Source organism: Aquabacterium sp. (assembly GCF_049317225.1).
Taxonomy (GTDB): domain Bacteria; phylum Pseudomonadota; class Gammaproteobacteria; order Burkholderiales; family Burkholderiaceae_C; genus Aquabacterium.
Genome location: NZ_JBMOIR010000004.1, coordinates 1 through 26,500 on the forward strand (window position 1 = coordinate 1; position 26,500 = coordinate 26,500).

Consider the following 26,500-nt stretch of genomic DNA (forward strand, 5'->3'; position numbering starts at 1 on the left):
GTGAAGGCGGTCAGTTGCCTGGCGGCAAGGTGTCCGAGTACATCGGCAAGCTGCGTCACTCCGTGCCAGGCGTGGGTCTGATTTCGCCACCTCCTCACCACGACATCTACTCGATCGAAGACTTGGCTCAGCTGATTCACGATCTGAAGAACGTCAACCCCAAGGCTGACATCTCCGTCAAGCTGGTGTCCGAAGTGGGCGTGGGTACGGTGGCCGCAGGTGTGGCCAAGGCCAAGGCTGACCACATCGTGATCGCGGGTCACGACGGCGGTACCGGTGCATCGCCCTGGTCCTCCATCAAGCACTGCGGTACGCCATGGGAATTGGGTCTGGCTGAAACACAGCAAACCCTGGTCCTGAACCGCCTGCGTGGTCGTGTGCGCGTGCAGACCGACGGTCAGATCAAGACCGGTCGTGACGTCGTCATTGGCGGCCTGTTGGGTGCCGACGAGTTTGGCTTCGCGACCGCTCCGCTGGTCGTCGAGGGCTGCATCATGATGCGCAAGTGCCACCTGAACACCTGCCCGGTGGGCGTGGCCACGCAAGACCCCGTCCTGCGTCAGAAGTTCTCCGGCAAGCCTGAGCACGTCGTGAACTACTTCTTCTTCGTCGCCGAAGAAGCACGTCAGATCATGGCTCAACTGGGCATCCGCAAGTTCGACGAGCTGATCGGTCGTGCCGACCTGCTGGACATGAAGAAGGGCATCGAGCACTGGAAGGCTCAAGGTCTGGACTTCAGCCGCGTCTTCGCGCTGCCACCCGTTCCTGCCGAGATCCCCCGTCTGCACGTCGACACCCAAGACCACGGTCTGGACAAGGCCCTGGACGTGCGCCTGATCGAGAAGGCCAAGCCTGCCATCGAGCGTGGCGAAGCCGTCAAGTTCATGGAAGTGGCCAAGAACGTGAACCGCACTGTTGGCGCCATGCTGTCGGGCGAGTTGATCAAGCACCATCCTGATGGTCTGCCTGATGACACCGTGTTCATCCAGATGGAAGGCACGGGCGGTCAATCGTTCGGTGCGTTCCTGGCCAAGGGCATCACCATGTACCTGATCGGTGAAGCCAACGACTACACCGGCAAGGGGCTGTCGGGTGGTCGTGTGGTCGTGCGTCCGAGCATCGACTTCCGCGGCAATGCCTCTGACAACATCATCGTCGGTAACACCGTGCTGTACGGTGCCACCAGCGGTGAGGCCTTCTTCCGCGGTGTGGGCGGCGAGCGTTTCGGCGTGCGTCTGTCCGGTGCCACCGCAGTGGTGGAAGGTACCGGCGACCACGGTTGCGAATACATGACCGGCGGTACCGTCGTCGTGTTGGGCAAGACGGGCCGTAACTTTGCGGCCGGTATGTCGGGTGGTCTGGCTTACGTCTACGACGAAGACGGTCAATTCGCCAGCCGCGTCAACACCGCCCAAGTGTCGCTGGACAAGGTTCTGCCTGCTGCCGAGCAAGCTGAAGCCGGTATCCCGATGCACAAGGGTCAAGCTGACGAAGCCTTGCTCAAGAAGCTGGTTGAAGATCACCACCGCTGGACCGGTTCGCTGCGTGCTCGCGAGATCCTGGACAACTGGTCGACTGCTGTCACCAAGTTCGTCAAGGTGTTCCCGAATGAGTACCGTCGTGCCCTGACCGAAATGGGCGCCAAGCAAGAAGCCACGGCTGCTGTTGCCAAGGCCAAGTCCGCCACGAAGGCCAAGGCCTGATCAGCGCGTTAGGAGTTTGAAATGGGAAAAGTCACTGGCTTTCTGGAATTTGAGCGCCTGGAAGAGGGCTACGAGCCTGTCGAAAAGCGCCTGAAGAACTACAAAGAGTTCGTCATTGGTCTGACGCCTGAGCAGGCGAAGCAGCAAGGTGCGCGCTGCATGGATTGCGGCACGCCCTTCTGCAACAACGGCTGCCCGGTCAACAACATCATTCCCGACTTCAATGACCTGGTGTATCGCCAGGACTGGAAGTCGGCGATTGAAGTGCTGCACAGCACCAATAACTTCCCTGACTTCACCGGTCGTGTGTGCCCGGCACCTTGCGAAGCCGCTTGCGTGCTGAACATCAACAGCGATGCCATCGGCATCAAGTCGATCGAGCACGCCATCATTGACCGTGCCTGGGCTGAAGGCTGGATCAAGCCTCAGCCTGCCGCTGTCAAGACCGGCAAGAAGGTTGCCGTCGTGGGCTCCGGCCCTGCCGGCATGGCTGCTGCCCAGCAGTTGGCTCGTGCGGGTCATGATGTGACCGTGTTCGAGAAGAACGACACCGTGGGCGGTCTGCTGCGCTTCGGTATCCCTGACTTCAAGTTTGACAAGTCGCACATCGACAAGCGCGTCAAGCAAATGGAAGCCGAAGGCGTGGTCTTCAAGACCAACACCATCGTGGGCGAGATGCCCAAGGGTTCCAAGGTCACGAACTGGGCCAAGGACACGGTCTCGCCTGAGCAACTGAAGAAGGACTTCGACGCGGTCATCCTGGCCGGTGGTTCCGAGCAGTCGCGCGATCTGCCCGTGCCCGGTCGCGACCTGGCTGGCATCCACTTTGCGATGGAGTTCCTGCCTCAGCAGAACCGCGTGAACGCCGGCGGCAAGGTCAAGGATCAAATCCGTGCCGATGGCAAGGATGTGATCGTGATCGGTGGTGGTGACACCGGCTCCGACTGCGTGGGGACTTCGAACCGTCATGGCGCCAAGAGCGTCACGCAGTTCGAACTGATGCCCATGCCGCCCGAGCAGGAGAACAAGGAGCTGACCTGGCCCTACTGGCCGATCAAGCTGCGCACCTCCTCCAGCCACGACGAAGGTTGCACCCGCGAGTTCGCGATTGCCACCAAGGAATTCTTCGGTGAAAACGGCAAGGTCACCGGCCTGAAGACCGTGCACGTGGAATTCAAGGACGGCAAGTTCGTGGAAATCGCCGGCACCGAGAAGACCTACAAGGCCGATCTGGTGCTGCTGGCCATGGGCTTCGTGAACCCCGTTGCCACGATGCTGGAAGGCTTCGGCGTTGAGAAGGATGCCCGTGGCAATGCCAAGGCTTCGACCGACGTTGGCGGCTACAAGACCAGCGCCGAAGGCGTGTTTGCGGCAGGCGACGTCCGTCGTGGTCAGTCTCTGGTGGTGTGGGCCATCCGCGAAGGCCGTCAGGCCGCTCGTGAAGTCGATGCCTTCCTGATGGGTTCGACCTCGCTGCCTCGCTGATCCACCTGTTGGCGTCAAGCGTCAAGGCCACCTGAAAGGGTGGCCTTTTCGTTTCCGGCTGACCGCTGTCATCGATTACTGTTGGGCGCTTGGCGTCAACCTATGTCCTTATAGAAGAGACAGGGCATCTTTGGGGCTGCACTGCGGGGTTGGTGGCTTCCCCTATCATTACGGACCGGCGAGATCTGTTCGCTGGTCATTTTTTGATCGCATGACGAATTCAACAACCACCGAAAATGTCGGCTCTGCCAGCCCGGGTGAATCGCCGCTCGTGGAGTTGCGCGAGGTGACGTGTGGCTATGGCGACCGTGTCATTCTCGAGAACATCAGTCTGACGGTGCCTCGCGGCAAGATCGTGGCACTGATGGGTACGTCCGGCGGCGGCAAAACGACTGTTTTGCGCCTCATTGGCCGTCAGCTGTCACCCATGTCAGGGCAGGTCCTGCTCGGTGGGCAGGATTTGGCCAGCTTTGACGGCAAGGCTTTGATGTCTGTACGTCGGCGCATGGGCATGCTGTTCCAGTTTGGCGCCCTGTTTACCGACCTGACTGTTTTTGAGAATGTGGCCTTCCCATTGCGGGAGCACACCAGGTTGCCCGAGTCCATCATTCGAGACTTGGTCTTGATGAAGTTGAATGCGGTGGGTTTGCGCGGCGCGAGAGATTTGCTGCCCAGTCAGATTTCTGGCGGTATGTCTCGCCGCGTTGCCTTGGCGCGTGCCATGGCGCTGGATCCGGAGTTGATGCTGTACGACGAGCCTTTCGCCGGACTCGACCCCATCTCCATGGGGATCTCTGCTCGATTGATTCGAGAGTTGAATGACACGATGGGTTTAACGAGTGTGATCGTCTCACACGATGTCGACGAAACTTTCCTGATCGCTGACCATATCGTGTTGTTGGCGAATGGTCAGATCGTCGCGCAAGGCTCACCCGCAGACATGCGTGCGAGCGAAGACCCCTTGGTACAGCAGTTCGTGCAAGCGGCCCCGGATGGCCCCGTCCGCTTTCACTATCCTGCGATGGATGCGGGTCAAGATTTTGGGGTGCGCGGATGATGAAGTGGTTGCAACCCAGTTACGTCGGACGTGCTGTTCGGTTAAAGGTGACCGAGGTCGGTTACAGCACCCGACTGTTTCTCAAGTTGTTTTTGATGCTGGGGCAGACACTGCGCCGCCCTCGGCTGTTGACCGAGCAGCTGTTTTTCCTTGGGAACTATTCGCTGGCCATCATCGCGGTGTCCGGCGCATTCGTGGGATTCGTGTTGGGTCTTCAGGGGTATTACATCCTGCAGCGATATGGTTCCAGCGAGGCTTTGGGGTTGATGGTGGCCCTTTCGCTGTGCCGCGAATTGGGCCCGGTTGTGGCGGCCTTGCTTTTTGCCGGGCGGGCTGGCACCGCGTTGACGGCCGGGATCGGTTTGATGAAGGCGGGTGAGCAACTGTCTGCCATGGAAATGATGGGGGTGGACCCCATCAAACGGGTGTTGGCACCACGCTTCTGGGGTGGTGTGATTGCCATGCCGCTGTTGGCTGCGGTGTTCTCGGCCGTGGGGGTGCTGGGTGGCTGGGTCGTCGGCGTCATGATGATTGGCGTGGACGATGGTGCCTTCTGGTCTCAGATGCAGAACGGCGTGGAAGTGTGGGCCGATGTCGGCAACGGCATGCTCAAGAGCTTTGTCTTTGGCCTGACGGTGACCTTTGTGGCGTTGTTGCAGGGCTATGAGTGCGAACCGACACCTGAGGGTGTGTCGCTTGCCACGACACGTACCGTGGTGATGGCATCCCTGGCTGTGCTGGGGCTGGATTTTGTATTGACGGCCATGATGTTCTCGATTTGATCGAGGTGGGTCGCAAGGACGAACGTATGCAGAAATCAAAACATGATGTGTGGGTCGGCTTGTTTGTGCTATTGGGCGCAGCGGCCATTTTGTTTTTGGCGCTCAAGGCTGGCAATTTGCTCACGCTGTCTTTCGAGCCAGGCTACGACGTGGTGGCGCGGTTCGACAACATTGGGGGGCTCAAGCCCAAAGCGGCGGTCAAGAGTGCTGGGGTGGTGGTGGGTCGTGTGAAGACCATCAACTTTGACACCAAGACCTTCCAGGCTCAGGTGGAGATCACTCTGAACAAGGGCGTGGCCTTCCCCAAAGACAGTTCTGCCAAGATCCTCACGGCAGGTTTGCTGGGCGAGCAGTACATCGGACTCGAGCCCGGATATGGGGAAACCAATCTGGTCGCGGGTGACACGATCAAGAGCACGCAGTCGGCTATCGTTTTGGAGAACTTGATCGGACAGTTCCTTTACAGCAAGGCTTCCGAGGGGGCGTCCAAGGAGGGCGCTAAATGACGCGTGTGCTACCCGCTGTGATCGCGCTCTTGCTGATGCAGGGGTGTGCAACTCAGCACCCGCAAGATCCGCTGGAGTCGTGGAATCGCAAGGTGTTTTCGTTCAACGAGACACTGGACGCCAACGTGCTGAAGCCAGTGGCGCAGGGCTATGCCAAAGTCACGCCAGAGCCGGTGCGCAAGGGTGTCAGCAATTTCTTTGGCAACATCGATGACGTGTGGACCTCTGCCAACTTGTTTTTGCAGGGGCGATTCAAAGACGGTGCTCAAAGCGTCATCCGTGTTTCTGTGAACACCACGTTGGGTTTGGGTGGCTTCATTGACATGGCATCGGCCATGCAGATGCCGCGCTTCAACGAGGACATCGGTCAGACGCTCGGGGTTTGGGGTATGCCCTCTGGCCCGTACATTGTGTGGCCAGTATTGGGCTCGTCGACATTGCGCGACACGGCCAACATCGTCGGGAATACGTATTTCTCAGCCACCACGCTGGGGGACGGGCCTCGCACGGATAACCAGATCCGCCTGTTGCAGGTGGTCAATGTTCGTGCGACTTATCTTTCTGCCGCAGCACTGTTGGATGATGTGGCGCTCGATAAGTATTCGTTTGTGCGTGATGCTTACCTGCAGCGTCGTCGCAATCTGATCTACAACGGCAATCCTCCCGAGGAGGATCAGCCAGAGATCGAACCTCGTTATGACGAGCCAGAGGACGCCGCAGAGTCGGCGCAGCCGGCCGCATCGGGTGCTTCGGCACCTGCTAACTGAAGACAAGACATCTGCCTGTGTCTACCCGATCGCCATGTGATGCGTTAGTGGAAGACAGGCAGATCAAAGAAAGGATCACCGTGTTGCTTAACCGTTCGTTCTCCGCTCGTGTGTTGGTGGTGGCCATGTCGATGGCTGGCTTGGTGTGTGGGGTCGCGCAGGCCCAAACAGCCTCCGCGACCGCAGTTGTGCCTGCCGCTGCCGTGGCCATGACGGGTGAAGCGTTTATCAAGAGCATCACGACGGAGGTGTTTGCTTCGGTCAAAGGTGACAAAGCCATTCAAAGCGGTGACCTCAGCAAGCTCAACGCCCTGGTTGACGCGAAGATCATGCCGAACGTCAATTTCGTGCGGATGACTGCCTCTGCGGTGGGGCCGGGCTGGCGTCAGGCCACGCCAGATCAGCGCAAGCGTTTGCAAGCCGAATTCAAGACCCTGCTGGTTCACACGTATTCTGGTGCCGCGGCACAGATCAAGGATCAGGTGATCGAGTACAAGCCTTCGCGCAACCGCCCCGAGGACAGCGAAGTGGTTGTCCGGACTTTGGTGAAAGGCCAAGGCGATCCAATCCAATTGGATTACCGTCTCGAGAAGGCCGCTACGGGTTGGAAGATCTATGACGTCAACGTCATGGGCGCCTGGTTGGTGCAGACCTACCAAAGTAGCTTTGCACAAGAGGTCAATGCAACCGGTATTGACGGCTTGATCAACAAGCTGGTGGAACGCAACAAGCAGCTCGCAGCCAAGAAGGCGAACTGATCATGCTGATGTTACCTGCTGTCATCACCCACGCTGAGGTTCCGCATGTCCTCAGCCTGTTTCGGCAAACGCTGGAGCAGGCTGCAGCCAAGGGCGGGACCGAGGCCGCAATGCTGACGGTGGACGGCTCTTCGCTGAACCAGTTTGATTCGAGCGCTTTGGCGGTGTTGCTGGAGTGCCAGCGCATGGCGCGCGCCAAAGGGCGCGCATTTGCGGTGCAGTCGCTCCCGGCGCGACTGACTGAATTGGCCAGACTGTATGGCGTGGATGCGCTGTTGCAGTCGGCCTGATCAGTACTCTTCTGCCCACGCGTAGCCGTCTCGCCCGATCAGGGCGCTGGCGGCTGCCGGGCCCCAACTGCCAGCTGCATAGGTGCGCAGACCACTGCTGTCTTTCGACCAGCTGTGCAAAATGGGCTCCACCCACCGCCAGGCCTGCTCCTGCTCATCCGAGCGCACAAACAAATTCAGACGGCCTGCCAGCGCATCCAGCAGCATGCGTTCGTAGGCGCCCACGCGCTCGGTCGGGAAGGCCTTGTCAAAGTCGAGATCCAGCGAGACAGGGGACAGCACCTCTTGCCCTGATCCCAGCGTGTGGACCGACCCTTTGGCTGCCAACAAGTGCAATTCCAGGCCGTCGTCGGGTTGCAGTTTGATGACCAGTTTGTTCGGTGATTGGGCGCCTGGGAAGATCGAGTGCGGTGTCGGGCGGAAATTCACCACGATCTCGGCATGGCGGTGTGCCAGGCGCTTGCCGGTGCGAAGGTAAAACGGCACGCCCGCCCAGCGCCAGTTCTGGATTTCACATCGCAGTGCCACGAACGTCTCGGTGCAGCTGTCAGCGGGGACTTTGGCTTCGTCGAGGTAGCCAGGCACGGCTTGGCCCTCGATGGCGCCCGCGCGGTATTGCCCTCGGATGACATCTCGGGTCACGGAGGACTCGTCAAACGGCTTGAGCGAGCGCAGGACCTTGAGTTTTTCGTCGCGGATGGCATCGGCATGTGCACTCGATGGGGGCTCCATGGCCACCATCGTGAGCAATTGCAGCGCGTGGTTTTGCACCATGTCGCGCAGGGCCCCTGTGCGATCGTAAAAGTCGCCGCGTGTGCCTACGCCCAAGCTTTCGGCCAGCGTGATCTGGATGTTGGCAATGCTCTCGCGGCGCCACAGCGGCTCGAACAGCACGTTGCCAAATCGCAAGGCCATGAGGTTTTGGACCGATGGCTTGCCCAGATAGTGGTCGATGCGCAGTGCCTGCCGCTCGGTGAACACCGCCGAGACGGCGCGGTTGATGGCTTGTGCAGAGGCCAAATCGTGCCCCAGCGGCTTTTCAAGTACCACGCGTACGCCAGGATGGTTGAGGCCCACCTTGCCCAGTTGTTCGCAGATCACGGGGAACAGATGGGGGCTGGTGGCCAGGTACATCACGACCGTGTCGGCACACCGGCAGGCCAGCCAATCGCGCAGTGCTGCGTAATCCGTCGGCTGCGACAGGTCCATCCGCAGGTAATGCACCATGGCGGCGAATTGCGCAAACTCGTCGTCGGTGGGGCGCTTGGCGGGCTCGGCCGCGGCCAGGCGCTCTTTGAGCCACTCGCGGTAGCTGTTGTGGTTGCGCTCATCGCGGGCCACCGCCAGGATGCGGCCGCCGGCTGGCAGCTTGCCGTGACGCCAAGCCTGAAACAGTGCTGGCATGAGCTTGCGCCAAGTGAGGTCACCGGTGCCACCGAAGAAGACGAGATCGAAAGACATGAGACGCCGCAGTCAGGGGGAAAGATGCGGTGGATTCGCACCCGCCCCCAAGATTGTCATGAAAATGGATTCAGAATGTCATCCACGATAAAACAGATTCAAGGCGAGGGGTGGACTGCGCTCCCTTGTTGTCGATTCCATGACGTCTCAACTCGATCAGCTCAAGGCCCACACGGTGGTGGTGGCCGATACCGGTGACTTCAAACAACTGGCGCAGTTCGCGCCACGGGATGCCACCACGAATCCGTCGCTGATTCTCAAGGCCGTTCAAAAACCCGAGTACGCGCCCCTGCTGGCCGAGGTGGTGAAGGCCCATGCCGGTGATGCATTGGACAGCATCGTTGACAAGGTGCTGGTGCGCTTTGGCCTCGAAATCCTGAAAGTGGTGCCGGGTCGTGTGTCGACCGAGGTGGATGCCCGATTGAGCTTTGACACGGCGGCGACGGTTGAACGCGCGCGTCGCATCATGGGGTTGTATGAAGCGGCAGGTGTCAGTCGTGACCGTGTCCTGATCAAAATTGCGGCGACGTGGGAAGGCATTCAGGCTGCCCGCATCCTGGAAGCTGAGGGTATTCATTGCAACCTGACCCTGCTGTTTGCGTTCGCGCAGGCGCGTGCCTGCGGGGATGCCGGCGTGCAGTTGATTTCTCCGTTTGTGGGGCGCATCTACGATTGGTATAAAAAGTCGGCGGGTGCAGCGTGGGACGAAGCAGCCCATGCTGGCGTCAACGATCCAGGGGTTCAGTCTGTCTCGCGCATCCATGCGTATTACAAGCAGCACGGCATCCGCACGGAGGTGATGGGGGCCAGTTTCCGCAATGTGGGGCAGATTCTCGCGTTGTCGGGGTGCGACTTGCTGACCATCAGTCCAGATCTGTTGGCCCAGTTGCAGTCGACGCAAGGTGCGGTGCCTTGCCAATTGGTTGCGCCCTCCAATGTGGTGGCGCCAGAGCCCGCCTTGTCGGAAGCCGCTTTCCGCTATGCCCTCAATGAGGATGCCATGGCCACTGAAAAGCTGGCGGAAGGGATCCGTCTGTTTGCAGCTGATGCGGTCAAGCTGGATGCCTTGATCGAGGCACAACGCTGAAATTGGGTAAGGTGCATGTTGATTCCGCGTTGCGATGAAACCGTCGCTTGGGGCGCACTGGCCGGGCATTACGAAGCCCATGGGCGCGACCTGGACTTGCGCACCTTGTTTGCGGAGCATCCAGACCGGGTTAGCAGCCTGACGCTGCAGGCGCCCGAGGTCACGGTGGACATGTCCCGTGCCCATTGGGATGTGGCCACCCGGCGCCATTTGCTGGATCTGGCTCGGGAATGCCGACTGGCTGAGCGCCGGGATGCCATGCTTCAAGGTGCGCTGGTCAATCGGACGGAAGATCGCGCTGCGCTGCATACGGCGCTGCGTGCGCCGCGAGGCAAAGGGGCGCACAGCGAACTGGTTCACGATGTCCTGGACCGCATGTTGGCATTTGCCGATGCGGTGCGCGCGCGTGCAGGGGGCGATCAACCGGGTGACATTCATGATGTGGTGAACATCGGGATCGGTGGCTCGGATCTGGGGCCCCAGATGGTGATCCCCGCCCTGGATGCCTTCACGCACACCAAGTTGCGGTTCCACTTCGTGTCCAACGTGGATGGCTCGGATTTGTGTGAGGTGCTACGGAAGGTGAAGCCGCAGCACACCCTGTTCGTCGTGGCGTCCAAGACGTTCACGACGCAGGAGACCATGACGAATGCGCGTTTGGCGCGTCAGTGGTTCCTGGACCAAGGGGGGCAGCACATCGAGCGTCACTTTGTGGCCACCACCACCAATGTGGCGCTGGCAGATCAGTTCGGTATTCAAACCACCTTTGGTTTCTGGGACTGGGTGGGTGGGCGCTTCTCCCTGTGGTCGGCCATTGGCTTGCCGGTCGCGGTGGCGCTGGGCAGTGAGCACTTCCGTGCGCTGCTGGCTGGGGCGCACGCGATGGATGAGCATTTCTTCCAGGCGCCCCCCGAGCAAAACGTGCCGTTGTGGCTGGGTTTGCTGGATGTCTGGTATCGCAATTTCAAGGGCTATACCAGTCGTTGCGTGGCACCGTATGCCCACAACCTGCGACGACTGCCTGCTTACTTGCAGCAGTTGGTCATGGAGAGCAACGGCAAGGGCGTGGATCAGGACGGGCGTGTGCTGCCTTATGCCACGGCCGAAGTGCTGTGGGGTGAGCCTGGCACCAATGGTCAGCATGCGTTCTTTCAGATGCTGCATCAGGGATCCGATGTGATTCCGCTGGAGTTCATCCTGGTCAAGAAGCTGCCCCGCCGGGAGGATGGGCACGTGTCCCAGACCATGGCGGAGATGCTGGAGACGCAGCACCGCATGTTGTTGGCCAACGGATTGGCGCAGGCTCAGGCGCTCATGTGGGGCAAGACGATGGAGCAAGCCTTGCAGGAAAGGCCGCCGACGGCATCCAAGGAGTTGCCTCCGGAGGTGATGGCGCGTCATCGAACGTTTGCAGGCAACCGTCCCAGCCTCACCATGGTGCTGGAGGCTTTGACGCCCCGATCACTGGGTGCCTTGATTGCGCTGTACGAACACCGTGTGCTGGTCAGCGGCGCAGTCTGGGGCATCAACTCCTTTGACCAGTGGGGTGTGGAGTTGGGCAAGGCCATGTGCAATGACCTGTTGCCTCGGCTGGAGTCGGGTGATGCCAGCGGTCTGGATGCCGCCACGGCCGCGATGATCGCGCGCTTGCGTTGAGTGGACGATCCAAATGCAAACCGCGCCTCGGTTTCCCGGGCGCGGCCTGGATGGCGCGACAGCGATGATGTGACTTTGATCAGCTGAAAGCCAGGTTGTCGGCGCTTTCGCTCAGGGCCTTGCGCATCTTTTTCATCGCAGCCACTTCGATCTGGCGAATGCGCTCGGCGCTGACGCCATATTCGGCAGCCAGTTCATGCAGGGTCATGCCGCCCGAACCGTCGTCGTTGACCTTGAGCCAGCGCTCTTCGACGATGCGACGGCTGCGGTCGTCCAGCTGTGACAGCGCCAAGGTGATGCCATCACTGGCCAGCCAGTCACGACGGTGGGACTCGATCACCCGGGTGGGTTCGTTCACATCGTCGGCCAGATAGGCCAGGGGGGCCACGCTGTGGCTGTCGCCGTCGTCGTCAGTCGGTGCTTCCAGCGCCACATCGCCACCCGCCAAGCGGGTTTCCATCTCGATGACATCTTCCGGGCGCACATCCAACTCAGCGGCAACCCGGTGAATTTCGGCCTCAGACAGGCCGGCGCGCCCGACTTGGGCATTGTCGGCTTCACCCTTGAACTGGTGCTTGAGCGAACGCAGGTTGAAGAACAACTTGCGTTGCGCCTTGGTGGTGGCCACTTTGACCATGCGCCAGTTCTTCAGGATGTATTCGTGGATCTCGGCCTTGATCCAGTGCATGGCGTAACTCACCAGGCGCACGCCTTGATCTGGGTCGAAGCGCTTGACGGCCTTCATCAGGCCGACGTTGCCTTCCTGGATCAGGTCGCCTTGTGGCAGCCCGTAGCCCATGTACTGGCGGGAAATGGACACGACCAGTCGCAAGTGCGACAGCACGAGCTTGGAGGCGGCTTGCAGGTCTTGTTGATCGCGCAAGCGACGCGCCAGACGCTGCTCCTCTTCGGCCTCCAGCATGGGGATGGCTTGGACGGAGCGAATGTACGCGTCCAGATTGCCCAGTGAGGGCACCACACTCCAAGGGTCGCGGGTTGTCAGAGCAGTCGTCAGGGTCATGAATGGTTCCTTTCAGGGATCCTTCTTGTTCAATGTTAGCACTCCCGCTTTGAGAGTGCTAATCCCTAAAAGTTCCCGGACTTCTGTGCGAGGGTGACAGGAGCACCTCTCGGGTTGATTGCTCTATTTTTTAGTTCGAATCAGGCCGGCTTGGGTTGGCATTGGACCTCTGGCAGAATCGATTGAGCGGAGCCCTTGCAAGATGATGATTGACCTGCCAACCCTGCTGTTGGCCCTGACGGTGACCAGTGGTGTCTTGTCCGTTGCTGTTTTGGCGGTAGCGGTGCGGTCGCGTGGGCATCATGGCTTGGCGATGTGGGGTTGGGGATTGGTGGTGAATGCCTTGTCTTATCCCGCCTTTGGCTTGCGTGCGTGGGGGTGGGTGACGGTTTCGATCCTCTTGACCAATTTGTTGACGGCATTGACGTTGGTGTGTCATGCCAGTGCCGTGGCGGCGTTCCAAAGCGGTCGTGCGCGTCCGATTCAATTGCCCGTGGTGTGGGGGTTGCTCGCCGCCAATGTGCTGGTGGCCTGGACATGGGTGCACGACGATCCCACGCGCAATGTGCTGGTGGCATTGATCCAGGCGGGTTTGGCAGGTGTTTTGCTGAATCAGGCTTGGGGGCCCGGATTGGTGGAGCGACGTCTGACCGGTCGATGGGTGATGATCTTCGGCGCGTCAACCCTGGTTTTGGCCTTGTTGGTGCGGACCGGGGTCATGTGGTCCGCCACGCGGTGGAGTGATGCGTACAAGGTGCCGGACCACGTCCAGGCCTTGACTTACCTGGCAACGTTGATGGTGCTGCTCGTCAACAGCATGGGCTTTGTGCTGATGCAGATGGAATATGCGCTGTCTCAGCAGCGGAGTCTGGCGATTCGCGATGGTCTGACTGGCGTTCACAACCGCCGTGCCTTGCTGGATGCCTTGCAGAAATACGGTGCGCGTTCCCACCGTGATTCGGAGTCCATGGCTTTGTTGATGATTGATATCGATCACTTTAAAGCGGTGAACGATCAGTTTGGACATCTGGCGGGTGACGAGGTGCTCCGAGAGGTGGTGAGGCGGATCTCTCACCGTTTGCGCCAATCGGACCTGTTGGCCCGCTTTGGCGGTGAGGAGTTCGTGGTGGTGCTGCCTGACACCAGTGTGGATGGTGCATGTACTGTGGCAAACGACATTCGGATGTCGATTGGGTCGATGCCTGTCCTGGTTGGTCAACTTGCGGTTCCCGTAACCGTCAGTATTGGCGTGCACGCCGGCATCCCGGCCGCCGCGACAGAAGGAACGGATGCACTGCTTGCTGCGAGTGATGCGGCGCTTTACCGTGCGAAAGAGCTTGGGCGAGACCGGGTCGCTGTCGCCTGACATCCCGTACCGAGTCACAGATCCGGTAGCGCCCGGCCTCTGGTTGTCACAAATGGCGAGGGGGCTGTCAAACTCGTGACATATACCGGCGACAACATCGCGATCCTTGTAGTGAGTGGTCGCGTTGTGCCGTTGTTGTCCTATTTGCCCCAGTCGCCGTGCCGGAATTGGATTCTGATCCTGAGGGGGCAGTATTGGCGCGTGCTTGTGGCTTGCAGCGTCGGCCTCTCGATTGCCTTGCTTGCGCTGGTGTGGGGGTTCACATGGCAGCGCTTGGCCTCGGAGCAGGCCATCACGCGGCACAGTGCCAGCATCCAGCAGCAAAACGTCTGCGCGATCATTGCCGAAAACCTGGAGCAGGTTTTGGGGCGTGGGCGTTTGATGTCCATCGTTGCCGAAGGGTGGTTCAACGGACTGGAGTCTGAGTCGCGCAATCAGCTCGTGGCCATGCAGGCGTCAGACAGGCTGTTTTTGTATGTCGCGCTGTATGACAAGGCGATGCAGCGTGTTTACAGTTCGGCTCCTTTTGCCGATCGGCCAAGTCTGCAGGACGCCGTGGCTGCCGTGGTGGCGGACGGTCGCTCCCGTGGGATCCATCAAGTTCGGCTTGCGCCTCGACTGACGGAAACCGAGCAGGCTTGGCAGGTGCCATTGCTGATGCCCGTATCGGGCGCGGACGGGCAGGTGCGAGGGGCCATCTTGCTGGTGCTCGATCTGGGCTATTTCCTGCAGCTTTACCAGCATGTGGATCTGGGGCACACGGGCGCGCTCCAGGTTTTGCGGGCTGATGGCGAGGTGGTGGCCGAAGCGCGGCAGGCGGGCTTGCTGGTGCAGGACGGGGTGTACCGCGATGTATCGAGTTTTGATCGCACGGGGCAAGTGCAAGGTTCGGTCCATGGCGATTTCATGGCCACAGGTCGGGAAACACTGTCGAGTTTCTATCACGCGCCCGATGCCCCGTTTTACGTGGTGACGAGCCGTGAAACACAAGACATTTTGGCGGACTACCACGCGACGCGTCGCCGCTTCCTGATCATCATGACCGTCTTGAGCGCGTTCATTGTGTTGGCAACGTGGTGGGTGGCTTATGGCATCCGTCGGCAAGGGCGCTACGCGCTGGCGCTGGTGTCATCCAACCAGCAGAACCAGGCGCTGATCACGCAACTGGAAGAGGAGAAGCGTCGCGCGTTTGTGCTGGCCTCTCATGATCACCTGACTGGTTTGGCCAATCGACGCATGTTCAATGAGCTGCTCAATACCCATTTGCAGCAGGCGCGGCGTAATCGCAAGCACTACGCGTTGATGTATCTCGACCTTGATCGTTTCAAGAGCATCAACGACACGCTGGGGCACCATGTGGGGGACTTGCTGTTGCAGGCGGTCTCTCAGCGTTTGCGTGCGGCGCTGCGCGAGTCCGACGTGATCGCGCGGTTGGGGGGCGATGAGTTCGCCGTGCTGGTGACCGCGCTGGACCATGCTGAGGATGCCATCAAGGTGGCGGAGAAGCTGCTGGAAGTTCTCAGTGCTCCATATCTGAATTTGGATGGACACGATCTGCAGATCACGCCCAGCATGGGGGTCGCGTTGTACCCGCGGGATGGTCAGGATGTCGAGGCACTGTGCCGCGCGGCGGATCTGGCGATGTATCAGTCGAAGCGAACTGGGCGGGGACGTTACACCTTCTTTGATGCCGCGTTGACGCCGGTTGACACGCGACATAGCAATCTGGAGCGCAGGTTGCCCAAGGCAATCGAGCGGGGCGAGTTGGTGCTGCACTTCCAGCCCAAGGTGCGTCTGTCAGATTTTCAGATTGTTGGGTTTGAGGCGCTGGTGCGCTGGCAGCACCCCGAGTTCGGGTTGATTTATCCGGGGGACTTCATCCCCTATGCTGAACGCAGCGGTCTGATCGTTGAGTTGGGTGATTGGGTGGCCGAGGCGTGTTGTCAGCAACTGGCTCAGTGGCGGGATGCGGGCGTGCGTCTGGTGCCGGTGGCCTTCAATGTTTCGGCCATGCAGTTGCACGACGAGTCCTTGGCGGCCCGGATAGGACAGTGGTTGAAAGCCTATGATTTGCCAGCTTCCTTGCTGCAAGTCGAAATCACCGAAACCAGTTTGGTGGAGTCCATGGATGTGGCCTCGCGTGTACTCAATGAACTGGAGGCCTTGGGTGTTCAGATCGCGCTGGATGATTTCGGCAGTGGCTTCTCCAGCCTGGGCTATATCCGGACGCTGCCGATTCATTGTTTGAAAATCGATCGCGGTTTCATCAATGACATTCGAAACAGCCATGACGACGCCATCATCGTGAACTCGATCATCACGCTGGCACACAACCTGAAGATGAAGGTGGTGGCCGAGGGCGTGGAGATGCAAGATCAGTTGGTTTACTTGAAGACCGCCGGGTGCGATGAGGTGCAGGGCTACTTCTTCAGCCGACCGGTGGAAGCGGCCGCTGCAGAAGCCTTGCTGCTGCGGCCCAGCATGATGCCGTCATGATGCGTGGCTGGGCTTGTTTTCTCGTCTGGTTATGGTGTTCGTGGGCGCAGGCCGCACCGGTGCAGGCTCAAGCCTGCGAGAATCCGCGTGCCTTGCATGTGGCTCTGATTCCGCAGCGCGACATGGCCACCTTGCTCATGCAATATCGTCCTCTGATGCAAGCCTTGTCCGTGGCGCTGGGGCGTCCGGTGGACGCTGTGCCGGCATCGTCTTACGGTGCCGTGATCGAAGGATTGCTCAGCGGAGCGGTGGACTTGGCCGAGTTGGGGCCGGCGTCTTATGCGATCGCCATGTCTCGTGGGGCTGACATTGAGCCCATTGCCACCTTTCGCCTCCGCACAGGTTTTCTGACGCGGCAGCCGAATGGCTATCGATCGGTCTTGATCACGTTGCATGGCGATCGCCCCAAAACCCTTGCCAGTTTGCGCGGTGCGATGTTGAGTTTGACCGACCCGGCCAGTACCTCTGGCGCGGTGTTGCCCCGGCAGGCCATGCGACAGCAGTTGGGCATGTCGATCGAGTCCTATTTCAGCAGGGTGACGTATGCAGGGTCGCACATTCGGGCTCTCGACGCGCTGCGAGCACGGGCGGTCGACGCTGCGTTTGTCGCCAGTACGGTGGTCGATGAAGAGATTCGGCGCGGGCGGTTGCGGCATGAGGACATCGACGTGTTGTGGCAATCAGCGCCCATCCCCTACGACCCATTCGTGATTCGCCGCACCTTGTGCCCGGATGTTCAGCGCAAGATCCTGCAAGTCTTCTCAGGCAATACGGCCTCTTTGCAAAAGATGTTCAGTGAGTTGGGGATGGAGGGCTTTGCATCGGTGTCTGCGGCGGACTATCAGGCGATCCGGGCGTTGTACCCCGACCGCCACTGATGGGTTGCCGAAATGTGCAGCTTTGACGGTTCACCGTACGGATTTCACGGTCTGATCGAGGCATGAAAAAACGGGCTTGAGCCGGTTTTTTGGGGGCGCATATCTAACGAGGGTAAACGCGAGATATTCCACAGAACTGCGCTGTAGTTGACTCACTTTTCCGGCGATCAAACCGATCTCTAAGCATGTACGCAAGGAGATCGACCATGTTCACCACTCGCCTGATTCGCCCTCTGTTGGTTGCCCTGATCGCATGTGCAAGCACTCTGGCTCAGGCCGAGATGCGGCAGATTGCTGAAGCTGAATTGCGTGCCGTTCATGGCGGTGATGCTTCGGTCTCCAACCCGTCAGCAGGGGCACCCGACACCTCGTCTTTGTCTCGCATGATCACGGATCTGCTGGGCGCCGACGAAAAGGACACCAAGGATCTGGATGCCGCCGCCTTCATGGCTGTGCTGGCTGAAGCAGGCATCAAGGGCTTGCCCGAGTCGGTCTACCAAGGTCAGGCGGTCAAGCAAATGACATTGAACGGCCCAGCCATCAGTCGTCAATTCAATGCCTCGCAGTTGGTTCAATCACTGGGTGTGCGCTATGACGCGCCATCGCTGGGCATGATCAACATCACCAACTTGAGTGCTGCGGGGACTCGCCTGTGGGTCTGGAACCACTGAGACTTGGATTGGATGATGAGTTGTTACCTTAATTGATTAAAAAATTAATTGGATGTAATGTGATGAAGTCACTCCATTGAGATGTCTTCGCCACATGACCACACAAGCTTCTGCCGCATCCACAGTTCAGCCAGACACTTGGCTTGCTCAGACTCACGAAGTCGTCAACGTCTCTCGTGAACTGGTTGACTACAACATGTACCTGCAGGATGTGGCCCTGCAGGAAGCCGTTCAGCGAGAAGGCGCAGGCTGGGCCCAAGCGTCATTGACGCAGTTTGGCGCTTTGACGGGTTCCGCCGATTATCTGGAATTGGGTGCCGCGGCCAACCGGGTGCCCCCAGAGTTGGACACCCACGACCGGTTTGGCAACCGCGTCGACTACGTGCGCTTCCATCCCGCATATCACACGCTGATGCGCACGGCCATCGAGCATGGGTTGCATGCTTCGCCGTGGACCCAGCCCCAAGTGGGCGCCCACGTGGCACGCGCGGCAGGCTTTTATCTGCAGTCTCAGGTGGAAGCGGGGCATGGCTGCCCCATCACCATGACCTTTGCGGCGGTGCCGTCACTGATGACCACGCCGGCATTGGCGCAGTATTGGGTGCCCAAGATCACGGCACCTCACTACGACCCACGCAATGTGCCGGATGCCGCCAAAGCCGGTGTGACCATCGGCATGGCGATGACCGAGAAGCAGGGCGGTTCGGATGTACGGGCCAACACCACCAAGGCCTATCCATTGGGGGCGGGCGGTCCGGGCGAGGCTTACGAACTGGTCGGGCACAAGTTCTTTGTGTCCGCGCCCATGTGCGACGCCTTCCTGGTGCTGGCGCAGGCGCCAGGCGGTTTGTCGTGCTTTTTGCTGCCTCGCTGGCGTCCTGACGGAAGCAAAAACCCGATGCAGGTGCAGCGCCTCAAGCGCAAGATGGGCAACGTCTCCAACGCCTCCAGTGAGACCGAACTGCGGGGTGCTCTGGCCTGGATGGTGGGGGAGGAAGGGCGCGGGGTGCGCACCATCATCGAGATGGTGGCCATGACGCGCTTTGACTGCATGATCGGGTCCTCGTCCGGTCAGCGCGCGGCGGTGGTCCAGGCCTTGCACCACTGTGCCATTCGTTCAGCCTTTGGCAAGGTGCTGAACCAGCAGCCATTGATGCAAAACGTTCTGGCAGATCTGGTGATCGAGAGTGAGGCATCACTGGCTCTGACGATGCGCATGGCGCGGGCGATGGACCAGCGTGCGGCCGACGAGCAAGAAGACCTTCTGGCCCGTCTTGTGACAGCTGTGGGGAAATACTGGATCTGCAAGCGCACACCTCATCACGCCTACGAGTCCATGGAGTGCATTGGTGGCAGCGGTGTCATGGAAGACAGTCCCTTCCCACGCTTGTTCCGCGAGTCGCCCGTCAATGCGATCTGGGAAGGCAGTGGCAACGTGCAGTGCCTGGACGTGCTGCGTGCCATGCAGAAAACGCCTGCTGTGGTCGAAGCCTACTTCCGCGAGGTGGCCAAGGCGCGCGGCGGGAACGCCACGCTGGACCGCTACGTGGTCGCGCTGCAAAAGGAGTTCAGCGATCTGGCTGACCTCGAATACCGCGCCCGCGATGTGGTGGACCGCATGGCGCTGGCCATCGAGGCCGCCTTGCTGGTGCAGCATGCACCTCATGCTGTGGCGGATGCGTTCTGTGCGTCGCGCCTTGCCTCGGTGGGGCATCACCAGTACGGCACGCTGCCGCGTGGTGTGGACTGCGCCGGCATCATTGCCCGCGCCACCCCTCGAGCCTGAGGTGTGGCGCCGTGCTGGGTGATCAGCCCAGCACGCGGTGGGCCACGTTCACATACAAGGGAATCCCGAGCAGGATGTTGAACGGAAAGGTTAAACCCAGCGACATGCCGATGTACAGCGAGGGATTGGCCTCGGGGATGGCATGTCGTACCACGGCGGGCACCGCAATGTAGGACGCGCTGGCGGCCAGCACCATCAGCAGCGCGGCATCGCCTTCCGACACCCCCAGCACCCAGCACAGAGCCAGGGCCAAGCTGGCATGGACCAGTGGTCCCACCAGGCCGTATGCCAGCAGCCAGGGCGACTTGCCTCGCAACTCACCCATGTTGCGAGCGGCCTGCAAGCCCATGTCCAGCAGGAAGAACGACAGCATGCCTTTGAACAGGTCCCCTGCGAAGGGCTGCATGGCGTGGTGACCAGACTCACCGGTCACGATGCCGATCACCATGGCGCCGAGCAGCAGCAACTGTGCGCCATCGGTCATGGATTCGTGCAGGATGTGGCTCAGCGGTGTATTGCGCATGGCGGCTTGCCCTGCGGCTTTTTGCTCTTTTTGCCGAACCAGATTGGCCAGCAACACCGCCATGATGATGGCTGGTGACTCCATCAAAGCCATGGCGGCTGCCATGTGTCCGCCGTAAGGCAGATGTCGGCTGTCCAGGTATTGCACCGTGGTGATGAAGGTCACCGCACTGACCGAGCCATAGGTTGCCGCGATGGCGGCTGCATCGTAGCCATTGAGTCGACGACTCAGCAACTTGTAGCCCAACCAAGGCACCAGCACGGCCAGTGCCACGGCGCATCCCAGACTCACGCTGACCGCAGAGGTCAGACCGGACTGGTGCAACGCAAAGCCACCTTTGAGGCCCAGAGCCATCAACAGATAGAGAGACAGGAAGCGCGCGATCTGCGGTGGGATCTCCAGATTGGAGCGCAGAGCGCCGGCAAACAGACCGAACACGAAAAAGAGGATGGCGGGGTCGAGAATGCTTTGCATGAATGGGTGTGATGGTCACACCACGGCGCAAAGGGAAACCCTGGGTGGCGACCGGAGCAACACTTTATCCAATTGGCCGACCGTGCGGGGCGCACGCAGGAAATGAGCCGACTCCCACCATGGATTTCCCGTGCGAACCATCACACGGGGCAGGTGATCAACCGCCTTGCAGAACCTTGGGCGTCTGGGCGCGATGGAAGCCGTTGTAGTTGGGGGCGGGTTCGTGTGGGGCCTTGGGCCACACCGGGTTGTTCACGCCTGCGCCGCCGTCAATGGCGACCGTCACCCCTGTCACAAAGGCCGCGCCGGGGCTGAGCAGGAAGCAGATGACCGAACTGATCTCCGCTTCCAGGCCCAGGCGCTTCATGGGCAGGTTGTCTTTGAGGCTCAGAATCATCGGCGCCATGGCCGGACCGTACGAGTCCATGCCGCTGGACGCGACCCAGCCCGGAGCCACCGCATTGACGCGTACATGGGCGCGGGCCCACTCGAACGCAGCGGTCTTGGTCAGATTCACCATGCCTGCACGTGCCGCGCCCGAGTGCGCCATGCCTGCCATGCCATTCCACATGTCGGCCGCCATGTTCACGATGGCACCACCACCATGCTTGCTCATGGATTGGTTGAACACCTCACGCGCCATCAGGAAGCCACCCGTCAGGTTGTTGGCCACCACCGCCTCAAAGCCTCGCTTGGAGATCATCTCCATGGGGGAGGGGAACTGCCCTCCCGCGTTGTTGACGAGGCCATGGATGCGGCCATGATCGGCCACGATGCGCGACACCGCCGCCTTGACCTGCTCCTCGTCGCGGATGTCAAACGCAGCGGTATCCACCAAGCCGCCGTCTTCTCGGATCTCGGCAGCGACCTTGTCCAACTTCTCTTGCGTGCGGCCCGTGATGACGACGGTCGCGCCCAGCGCTGCCAATTCGTGGGCGGTGCAGCGACCAATGCCACTGCCGCCACCGGTCACAACATGAACCTGGCCCTTGAACAAACCGGGGCGAAAAATGCTGTCGTATTGAGAAGAGGCGGCAGTGCTCATGGTGGGTGAGGTGGGCTAACGGGTTGACGCAGCGTGTGCGCAGGGGTCGCAATGCAGCCAACTCTATCGCCTGATGACGTATGCGTCAACGCGCGATCATTAAGGTTAACTACTGATGTGCACGTTCACGCTCCTGTCTACGCTGCATCACACCACTTTGTATCTTGGCCTGCTTGCAAACTTGCTCACCATGACCGACACCCTTTACACCCCGTATTTCAACGAGACCCACCAGATGGCCCGCGAAACGGCCCGTCGCTTCGTTGAGCAGGAGATCAAGCCCCACATTGCCGAGTGGGAAGAGGCCGGGACCTTCCCGCGCGAGCTGTATCAGAAAGCCGGTGCGTTGGGGCTGCTGGGCATTGGTCACCCTCAGCGTGTGGGCGGTGCCGGTGAAGAAGACGTCTTCCTGAAAGTGGCGGTCAGCGAAGAATTGATGCGCAGCACATCGGGGGGCTTGGTGGCCAGTCTGGGGTCGCTGGACATTGGCTTGCCGCCTGTCTGGCGAGGGGGCTTGCCTGAGTTGCAGGACAAGGTGGCGCCAGCGGTCATTGCGGGCGACAAGATCATTTCCCTGGCCATCACCGAGCCCAGTGGTGGTTCGGATGTCGCCAGCTTGCGCACGCGTGCCGTGCGTGACGGGGATCACTACGTGGTGAACGGTGCCAAGACCTTCATCACCTCGGGCACGCGTGCCGACTACTACACCGTGGCCGTGCGCACGGGCGCGGAAGGGTTCTCGGGTGTGTCGCTGCTGCTGATCGAGCGAAACACACCCGGCTTCAGCGTGGGGCGCAACCTCAAGAAAATGGGCTGGTGGGCCTCCGACACGGCCGAGTTGTTCTTTGAGGACTGCCGCGTGCCGGCCAGCCACCTGATCGGTCCTGAAAACGCGGGCTTCATGTTCATCATGGCCAACTTTCAGGCAGAGCGACTGTCGCTGGCCATCATGGCGTACATGACGGCCCAAATGGCGCTGGAAGCCTGTCTGGACTATGTCAAAGAGCGCATCACCTTTGGCAAGCCCTTGGCCAAACATCAGGTCATCCGCCATAAGCTGGCAGAAATGGCGACCCGGGTGGAGGTGGCGCGCGAGTACACCTACCGCGTGGCAGCTCGCATGCAGGCGGGCATCCCGTCCATCAGTGAAGTCAGCATGGCCAAGAACTTTGCCACCGATGTCGCCGACCACGTCACGCACGAGGCGGTGCAAATCTTCGGTGGCATGGGTTACATGCGTGAGTCGGTGGTCGAGCGCCTGTACCGCGACAACCGCATCCTCTCGATCGGCGGCGGCACGCACGAGATCATGAACGAGATCATCAGCAAGCAGATGGGCCTGTGATGGGGCGGTATGGCCTCAGCGGGACACTGCGGGGCGAGAAGCCAACCATGCGCCGGTCGTGGCCAGGGCCAAGCCGGCCACCAGCCAGCCGGTGAGGGGTTCGCCCAGCAGCACGACCGCGCCGATGCCCACCAACGCAGGCACCACGGCGACAATCGCTCCCGTGCGTTGCGGCCCCAGTAGAGTGACCGCACGCAGAAACAGAATCATGGCGGCAATGGTGGGCCCCAGCCCTTGAAACAGACCTTGGAACACCAGCATCGAGGTGGACGCTGCACCCAGATTCTTGGGTAGGAAGAGCGCGTAGATGGGCAGGTAGATGGCAGCCGACCCGAGTGCCACCACGCGGGTGAGCAGCCAAGGCCCAAACACCCACTTGCGCACCAGCACGCTGTAGAGCGCCCAGGCGGTCGATGCACTCAGCAACAGCGCATCGCCCAGCACGGTTGAGGGCCCCTCGTGCAAACCGCTGAACTGCGGGAAGGCGACGCAGGCCACCCCGAGCGCGATGGCAACCAGCCCGCCCAACCGCTCTTTGTCAGGCTTGGCACCCAGAACCAACCAGGCAAGGGCTGTGACCAGAAAAGGTTGGCATCCCGACAGCAGGATGCCACCGTGGGCCGCGGGTGCACGCGTCAGCCCCGCATAGACCAGTGTGAGAAACAGCAGACCGCCGGTCAGCATCAGGGCCCACAAGCGGTGGTCCAGCCACACGCTGCGAGGAATGCTGAGCGAAAAAGGCAGCAGAAACAGGCTGGCTGTGCCCAAGCGCAGCGCGACGATGTCCCACCCGGTTAGCGCACTTTGGCCGCCCAGGCGGGACACCAACACGAAACCCGCCCACAGCACCACGGTGCCAAGTGCGGCCAGATAGCCCTGAAGGGTGGATGAGCGAGCGGTGGACTGCATGAAGGCCACGAGTCTAGCCCGTGGCGCGCCATGCTGCCGGCGTCAGGTTATTTCTTGCCGTGAGCCACTGCCACGGCCGTCATGTTCACGATGCGACGCACCGTGGCCGACGGATTGAGGATGTGCGCAGGCGCCGCCGCACCCAGCAGGATCGGGCCCACCGTGATGCCGTTGCCACCTGTCATCTTCAGCACGTTGAACAGGATGTTGGCGGCATCCAGGTTCGGGCAGATCAGGATGTTGGCGGTACCGTCCAGGGTAGTTTCAGGCAGCAGCTTGGTGCGGACCGACTCGCTCAGAGCCGCATCCCCCTGCATTTCGCCATCGGCTGGGACGTGGGGCATGCGCGCCACGAACAGATCACGTGCCTTGCGCATCTTCTTGGCCGACGGACGGTTGCTGGAACCGAACATCGAGTGCGACAGGAAGGCCACGCGAGGGGGCAGACCAAATCGCTGGACTTCTTCTACCGCCAGCACGGCGATGTCAGCCAACTGTTCGGCCGTCGGGTCTTCGTTGACGAAGGTGTCGGCGATGAACAGGTTGTGGTTGTCCAGGATCAGTGCATTCAGGGCCGCCAGACCGTGGGCATCGGGGTGTACACCGATCACATCACGGATGTGGTCCAGGTGCAGGTCGTAGCGACCGATCACGCCGCAGATCATGCCGTCGGCATCGCCCATCTTCACCAGCATGGTGGCGATCAGCGAGTTGGAGCGGCGCACAGCCACCTTGGCCAGCTCGGGCGAGATGCCGTCGCGAGCCTTGATCTTGCGATAAGCCTCGTAGTACTGCTTGAAGCGATCGTCTTGAGCAGGGTTGACGACTTCGCAGTTCACGCCGGGTTGCAGGCGCAGGCCCGCGCGCTCGATGCGGGTGGCGATCACGTCCGGGCGACCGATCAGGATGGGCTTGGCAATGCCTTCGTCCACGGCCACCTGCGCGGCACGCAGCACGCGCTCGTCTTCACCTTCGGCGTAGGCCACACGCTTGGGGTCGGCCTTGGCGCGCATGAACAGCGGACGCATGAACAGACCCGTGTTGGTCACGAACTGCATCAGCGAGTCACGGTAGGCGTCCAGATTGGCGATCGGGCGCGTGGCCACGCCAGAGGCTGCGGCCGCTTCGGCCACGGCCGGCGCAATGCGCAGAATCAGGCGGGAGTCAAACGGCGTGGGGATCAGGTAATCCGGGCCAAAGCGCAGTTCGCGGCCGGGGTAGGCGGCGGCCACTTCGTCCGAGATTTCGGCCTTGGCCAGATCGGCGATCTGGCGCACGCAGGCCAGCTTCATGGCTTCGGTGATCTTGGTGGCGCCGCAATCGAGCGCGCCACGGAAGATGTAGGGGAAGCACAGGACGTTGTTGACCTGATTCGGATAATCCGAACGGCCGGTGGCGATGATGCAGTCCGGTCGGGCCGCCTTGGCGATTTCCGGGCGGATTTCTGGCTCAGGGTTGGCCAGCGCCAGGATCAACGGTTTGTCGGCCATGGTCTTGACCATGTCGGCGGTGAGCACACCTGCGGCCGAGCAACCCAGGAACACGTCGGCGCCATTGACCGCATCGGCCAGCGTGCGTGCCGACGTGGTTTGCTGATAGCGCTGCTTGGACGCATCCAGCTTGTCGGTGCGTTCGTGGTGAATCACGCCCTTCGAGTCGCACACATAGATGTTCTCGCGCTTGACGCCCAGGTCCACCATCAGGTCCAGACAGGCGATGGCCGCGGCACCCGCGCCCGACACGGCCAGCTTGACCTCGTCAATCTTCTTGCCCACCAATTCCAGGCCGTTCAGCAGCGCGGCGCTGGAGATGATGGCCGTGCCGTGCTGGTCGTCGTGGAAGACGGGAATGTTCATGCGGGCCGACAGCTGCTTCTCGATGTAGAAGCACTCGGGGGCCTTGATGTCTTCCAGGTTCACGCCGCCGAGCGTGGGCTCCAGCGCGGCAATGATCTCCACCAGCTTGTCCGGATCGCGTTCGGCCAGTTCGATGTCGAACACGTCCACGCCGGCAAACTTTTTGAACAGGCAACCCTTGCCTTCCATCACAGGCTTGGAAGCCAGCGGGCCGATGTCGCCCAGGCCCAGCACAGCCGTGCCATTGGTGACCACGGCGACCAGGTTGCCGCGCGAGGTGTATTCGGCCGCCATGGCCGGGTCTTGCTCGATGGCCAGACAGGGATAGGCTACGCCCGGCGAGTAGGCCAGAGACAGATCACGCTGATTGGACAGCGGCTTGGTCGGGGTGACCGAGATCTTGCCGCGCGATGGCAGACGGTGATATTCGTTGGCGGCATCGCGCAGAGCCTTTTCGGCGTCGGACATGTGCTTGTCGGAACTCATAGTGTGTTTTTCACTCGACGGGGGTGCGATGGTAAGCGATCTGCGTCCCACATCTCGGGGGATGGCGTGTCAAGTTGCCGCAACTTGGTGCA

At 60.8% G+C, this 26,500-nt stretch carries 22 protein-coding genes; 16 read left to right on the forward strand and 6 right to left on the reverse strand.

All coding sequences use genetic code 11. The features are described 5' to 3' along the window. The 8 genes from ACOYNB_RS04400 to ACOYNB_RS04435 all read left to right on the forward strand — a co-directional run. Window positions 1–1,703: glutamate synthase-related protein (locus ACOYNB_RS04400; RefSeq protein ID WP_422837911.1), on the forward strand; the 1,703-nt coding region annotated here is incomplete at its 5' end. Between the two features lie 21 nt (window positions 1,704–1,724). Further along, complete coding sequence (locus tag ACOYNB_RS04405) at window positions 1,725–3,188, forward strand: glutamate synthase subunit beta (protein ID WP_420816712.1); 1,464 nt, start codon at window positions 1,725–1,727, stop codon at window positions 3,186–3,188. A gap of 211 nt (window positions 3,189–3,399) precedes the next feature. Then, window positions 3,400–4,245 carry an ABC transporter ATP-binding protein gene (locus ACOYNB_RS04410; RefSeq protein ID WP_422837912.1) on the forward strand — a complete coding sequence of 282 codons (846 nt, stop codon included), beginning with the start codon at window positions 3,400–3,402 and terminating at the stop codon, window positions 4,243–4,245. After that, complete coding sequence (gene mlaE, locus ACOYNB_RS04415; RefSeq protein WP_422838085.1) at window positions 4,245–5,027, forward strand: lipid asymmetry maintenance ABC transporter permease subunit MlaE; 783 nt, start codon at window positions 4,245–4,247, stop codon at window positions 5,025–5,027. Before ACOYNB_RS04410 ends, mlaE begins: the two co-directional genes overlap by 1 nt. Before the next feature lie 26 nt (window positions 5,028–5,053). Next, window positions 5,054–5,533, forward strand: coding sequence for an outer membrane lipid asymmetry maintenance protein MlaD (mlaD, locus tag ACOYNB_RS04420; RefSeq protein ID WP_374255470.1), 480 nt, complete (start codon window positions 5,054–5,056; stop codon window positions 5,531–5,533). After that, on the forward strand, window positions 5,530–6,300 hold the full coding sequence (locus tag ACOYNB_RS04425; RefSeq protein ID WP_422837913.1) for an MlaA family lipoprotein: 771 nt from the start codon (window positions 5,530–5,532) through the stop codon (window positions 6,298–6,300). Before mlaD ends, ACOYNB_RS04425 begins: the two co-directional genes overlap by 4 nt. Before the next feature lie 83 nt (window positions 6,301–6,383). Further along, window positions 6,384–7,058 (forward strand): MlaC/ttg2D family ABC transporter substrate-binding protein, encoded by a 675-nt coding sequence (locus ACOYNB_RS04430; protein ID WP_422838086.1) that lies wholly within the window; start codon window positions 6,384–6,386, stop codon window positions 7,056–7,058. A 2-nt stretch (window positions 7,059–7,060) separates the two neighbouring features. Beyond that, on the forward strand, window positions 7,061–7,348 hold the full coding sequence (locus ACOYNB_RS04435) for an STAS domain-containing protein (protein ID WP_422837914.1): 288 nt from the start codon (window positions 7,061–7,063) through the stop codon (window positions 7,346–7,348). Here ACOYNB_RS04435 and zwf read toward each other — a convergent pair whose 3' ends face one another. Continuing rightward, entirely contained in the window at window positions 7,349–8,809 is a 1,461-nt protein-coding gene (zwf, locus tag ACOYNB_RS04440) for a glucose-6-phosphate dehydrogenase (RefSeq protein WP_422837915.1), read from the reverse strand. Window positions 8,810–8,948: 139 nt separating this feature from the next. Between zwf and tal the strand changes: the two genes are divergently transcribed. Both tal and pgi read left to right on the forward strand, forming a co-directional pair. After that, a complete protein-coding gene (tal, locus tag ACOYNB_RS04445) occupies window positions 8,949–9,896 on the forward strand; it encodes a transaldolase (RefSeq protein WP_422837916.1) in 948 nt (315 codons plus the stop codon). A 15-nt stretch (window positions 9,897–9,911) separates the two neighbouring features. Continuing rightward, window positions 9,912–11,552 carry a glucose-6-phosphate isomerase gene (gene pgi, locus ACOYNB_RS04450; RefSeq protein WP_422837917.1) on the forward strand — a complete coding sequence of 547 codons (1,641 nt, stop codon included), beginning with the start codon at window positions 9,912–9,914 and terminating at the stop codon, window positions 11,550–11,552. 79 nt (window positions 11,553–11,631) lie between these two features. Here the strand turns inward: pgi and rpoH are convergent, their stop codons facing one another. Then, window positions 11,632–12,573, reverse strand: a complete 942-nt coding sequence (gene rpoH / locus ACOYNB_RS04455; protein ID WP_422837918.1) for an RNA polymerase sigma factor RpoH — start codon at window positions 12,571–12,573, stop codon at window positions 11,632–11,634. Window positions 12,574–12,775: 202 nt separating this feature from the next. On the opposite strand from rpoH, the gene ACOYNB_RS04460 reads away from it, so the two are divergent. The 5 genes from ACOYNB_RS04460 to ACOYNB_RS04480 all read left to right on the forward strand — a co-directional run bounded on the left by ACOYNB_RS04460 (window position 12,776) and on the right by ACOYNB_RS04480 (window position 19,770). After that, window positions 12,776–13,939 carry a diguanylate cyclase gene (locus tag ACOYNB_RS04460; RefSeq protein WP_422837919.1) on the forward strand — a complete coding sequence of 388 codons (1,164 nt, stop codon included), beginning with the start codon at window positions 12,776–12,778 and terminating at the stop codon, window positions 13,937–13,939. 207 nt (window positions 13,940–14,146) lie between these two features. Next, window positions 14,147–16,435 carry a putative bifunctional diguanylate cyclase/phosphodiesterase gene (locus ACOYNB_RS04465; protein WP_422837920.1) on the forward strand — a complete coding sequence of 763 codons (2,289 nt, stop codon included), beginning with the start codon at window positions 14,147–14,149 and terminating at the stop codon, window positions 16,433–16,435. Next, the gene (locus ACOYNB_RS04470) at window positions 16,432–17,313 is read left to right on the forward strand and encodes a phosphate/phosphite/phosphonate ABC transporter substrate-binding protein (RefSeq protein ID WP_422837921.1); all 882 of its coding nucleotides are present in this window, start codon (window positions 16,432–16,434) and stop codon (window positions 17,311–17,313) included. Before ACOYNB_RS04465 ends, ACOYNB_RS04470 begins: the two co-directional genes overlap by 4 nt. 206 nt (window positions 17,314–17,519) lie before the next feature. Further along, window positions 17,520–17,984 carry a hypothetical protein gene (locus tag ACOYNB_RS04475; RefSeq protein ID WP_422837923.1) on the forward strand — a complete coding sequence of 155 codons (465 nt, stop codon included), beginning with the start codon at window positions 17,520–17,522 and terminating at the stop codon, window positions 17,982–17,984. Between the two features lie 94 nt (window positions 17,985–18,078). Then, window positions 18,079–19,770 carry an isovaleryl-CoA dehydrogenase gene (locus tag ACOYNB_RS04480; protein ID WP_422837924.1) on the forward strand — a complete coding sequence of 564 codons (1,692 nt, stop codon included), beginning with the start codon at window positions 18,079–18,081 and terminating at the stop codon, window positions 19,768–19,770. Between the two features lie 22 nt (window positions 19,771–19,792). Here ACOYNB_RS04480 and ACOYNB_RS04485 read toward each other — a convergent pair whose 3' ends face one another. After that, window positions 19,793–20,767: a sodium-dependent bicarbonate transport family permease gene (locus ACOYNB_RS04485; RefSeq protein ID WP_422837925.1), complete on the reverse strand. Its 975-nt coding sequence runs from the start codon at window positions 20,765–20,767 to the stop codon at window positions 19,793–19,795. Window positions 20,768–20,924: 157 nt separating this feature from the next. Continuing rightward, window positions 20,925–21,812, reverse strand: coding sequence for an SDR family oxidoreductase (locus ACOYNB_RS04490; protein WP_422837926.1), 888 nt, complete (start codon window positions 21,810–21,812; stop codon window positions 20,925–20,927). 190 nt (window positions 21,813–22,002) lie between these two features. Here ACOYNB_RS04490 and ACOYNB_RS04495 point away from each other — a divergent pair, with 190 nt between their 5' ends. Next, window positions 22,003–23,157: an acyl-CoA dehydrogenase family protein gene (locus ACOYNB_RS04495; protein WP_422837927.1), complete on the forward strand. Its 1,155-nt coding sequence runs from the start codon at window positions 22,003–22,005 to the stop codon at window positions 23,155–23,157. 15 nt (window positions 23,158–23,172) lie between these two features. Here the strand turns inward: ACOYNB_RS04495 and ACOYNB_RS04500 are convergent, their stop codons facing one another. After that, entirely contained in the window at window positions 23,173–24,066 is an 894-nt protein-coding gene (locus tag ACOYNB_RS04500; RefSeq protein ID WP_422837928.1) for a DMT family transporter, read from the reverse strand. A gap of 47 nt (window positions 24,067–24,113) precedes the next feature. Continuing rightward, window positions 24,114–26,408 (reverse strand): NADP-dependent malic enzyme, encoded by a 2,295-nt coding sequence (locus ACOYNB_RS04505; RefSeq protein ID WP_422837929.1) that lies wholly within the window; start codon window positions 26,406–26,408, stop codon window positions 24,114–24,116. Between the last annotated feature and the right edge of the window lie 92 nt (window positions 26,409–26,500).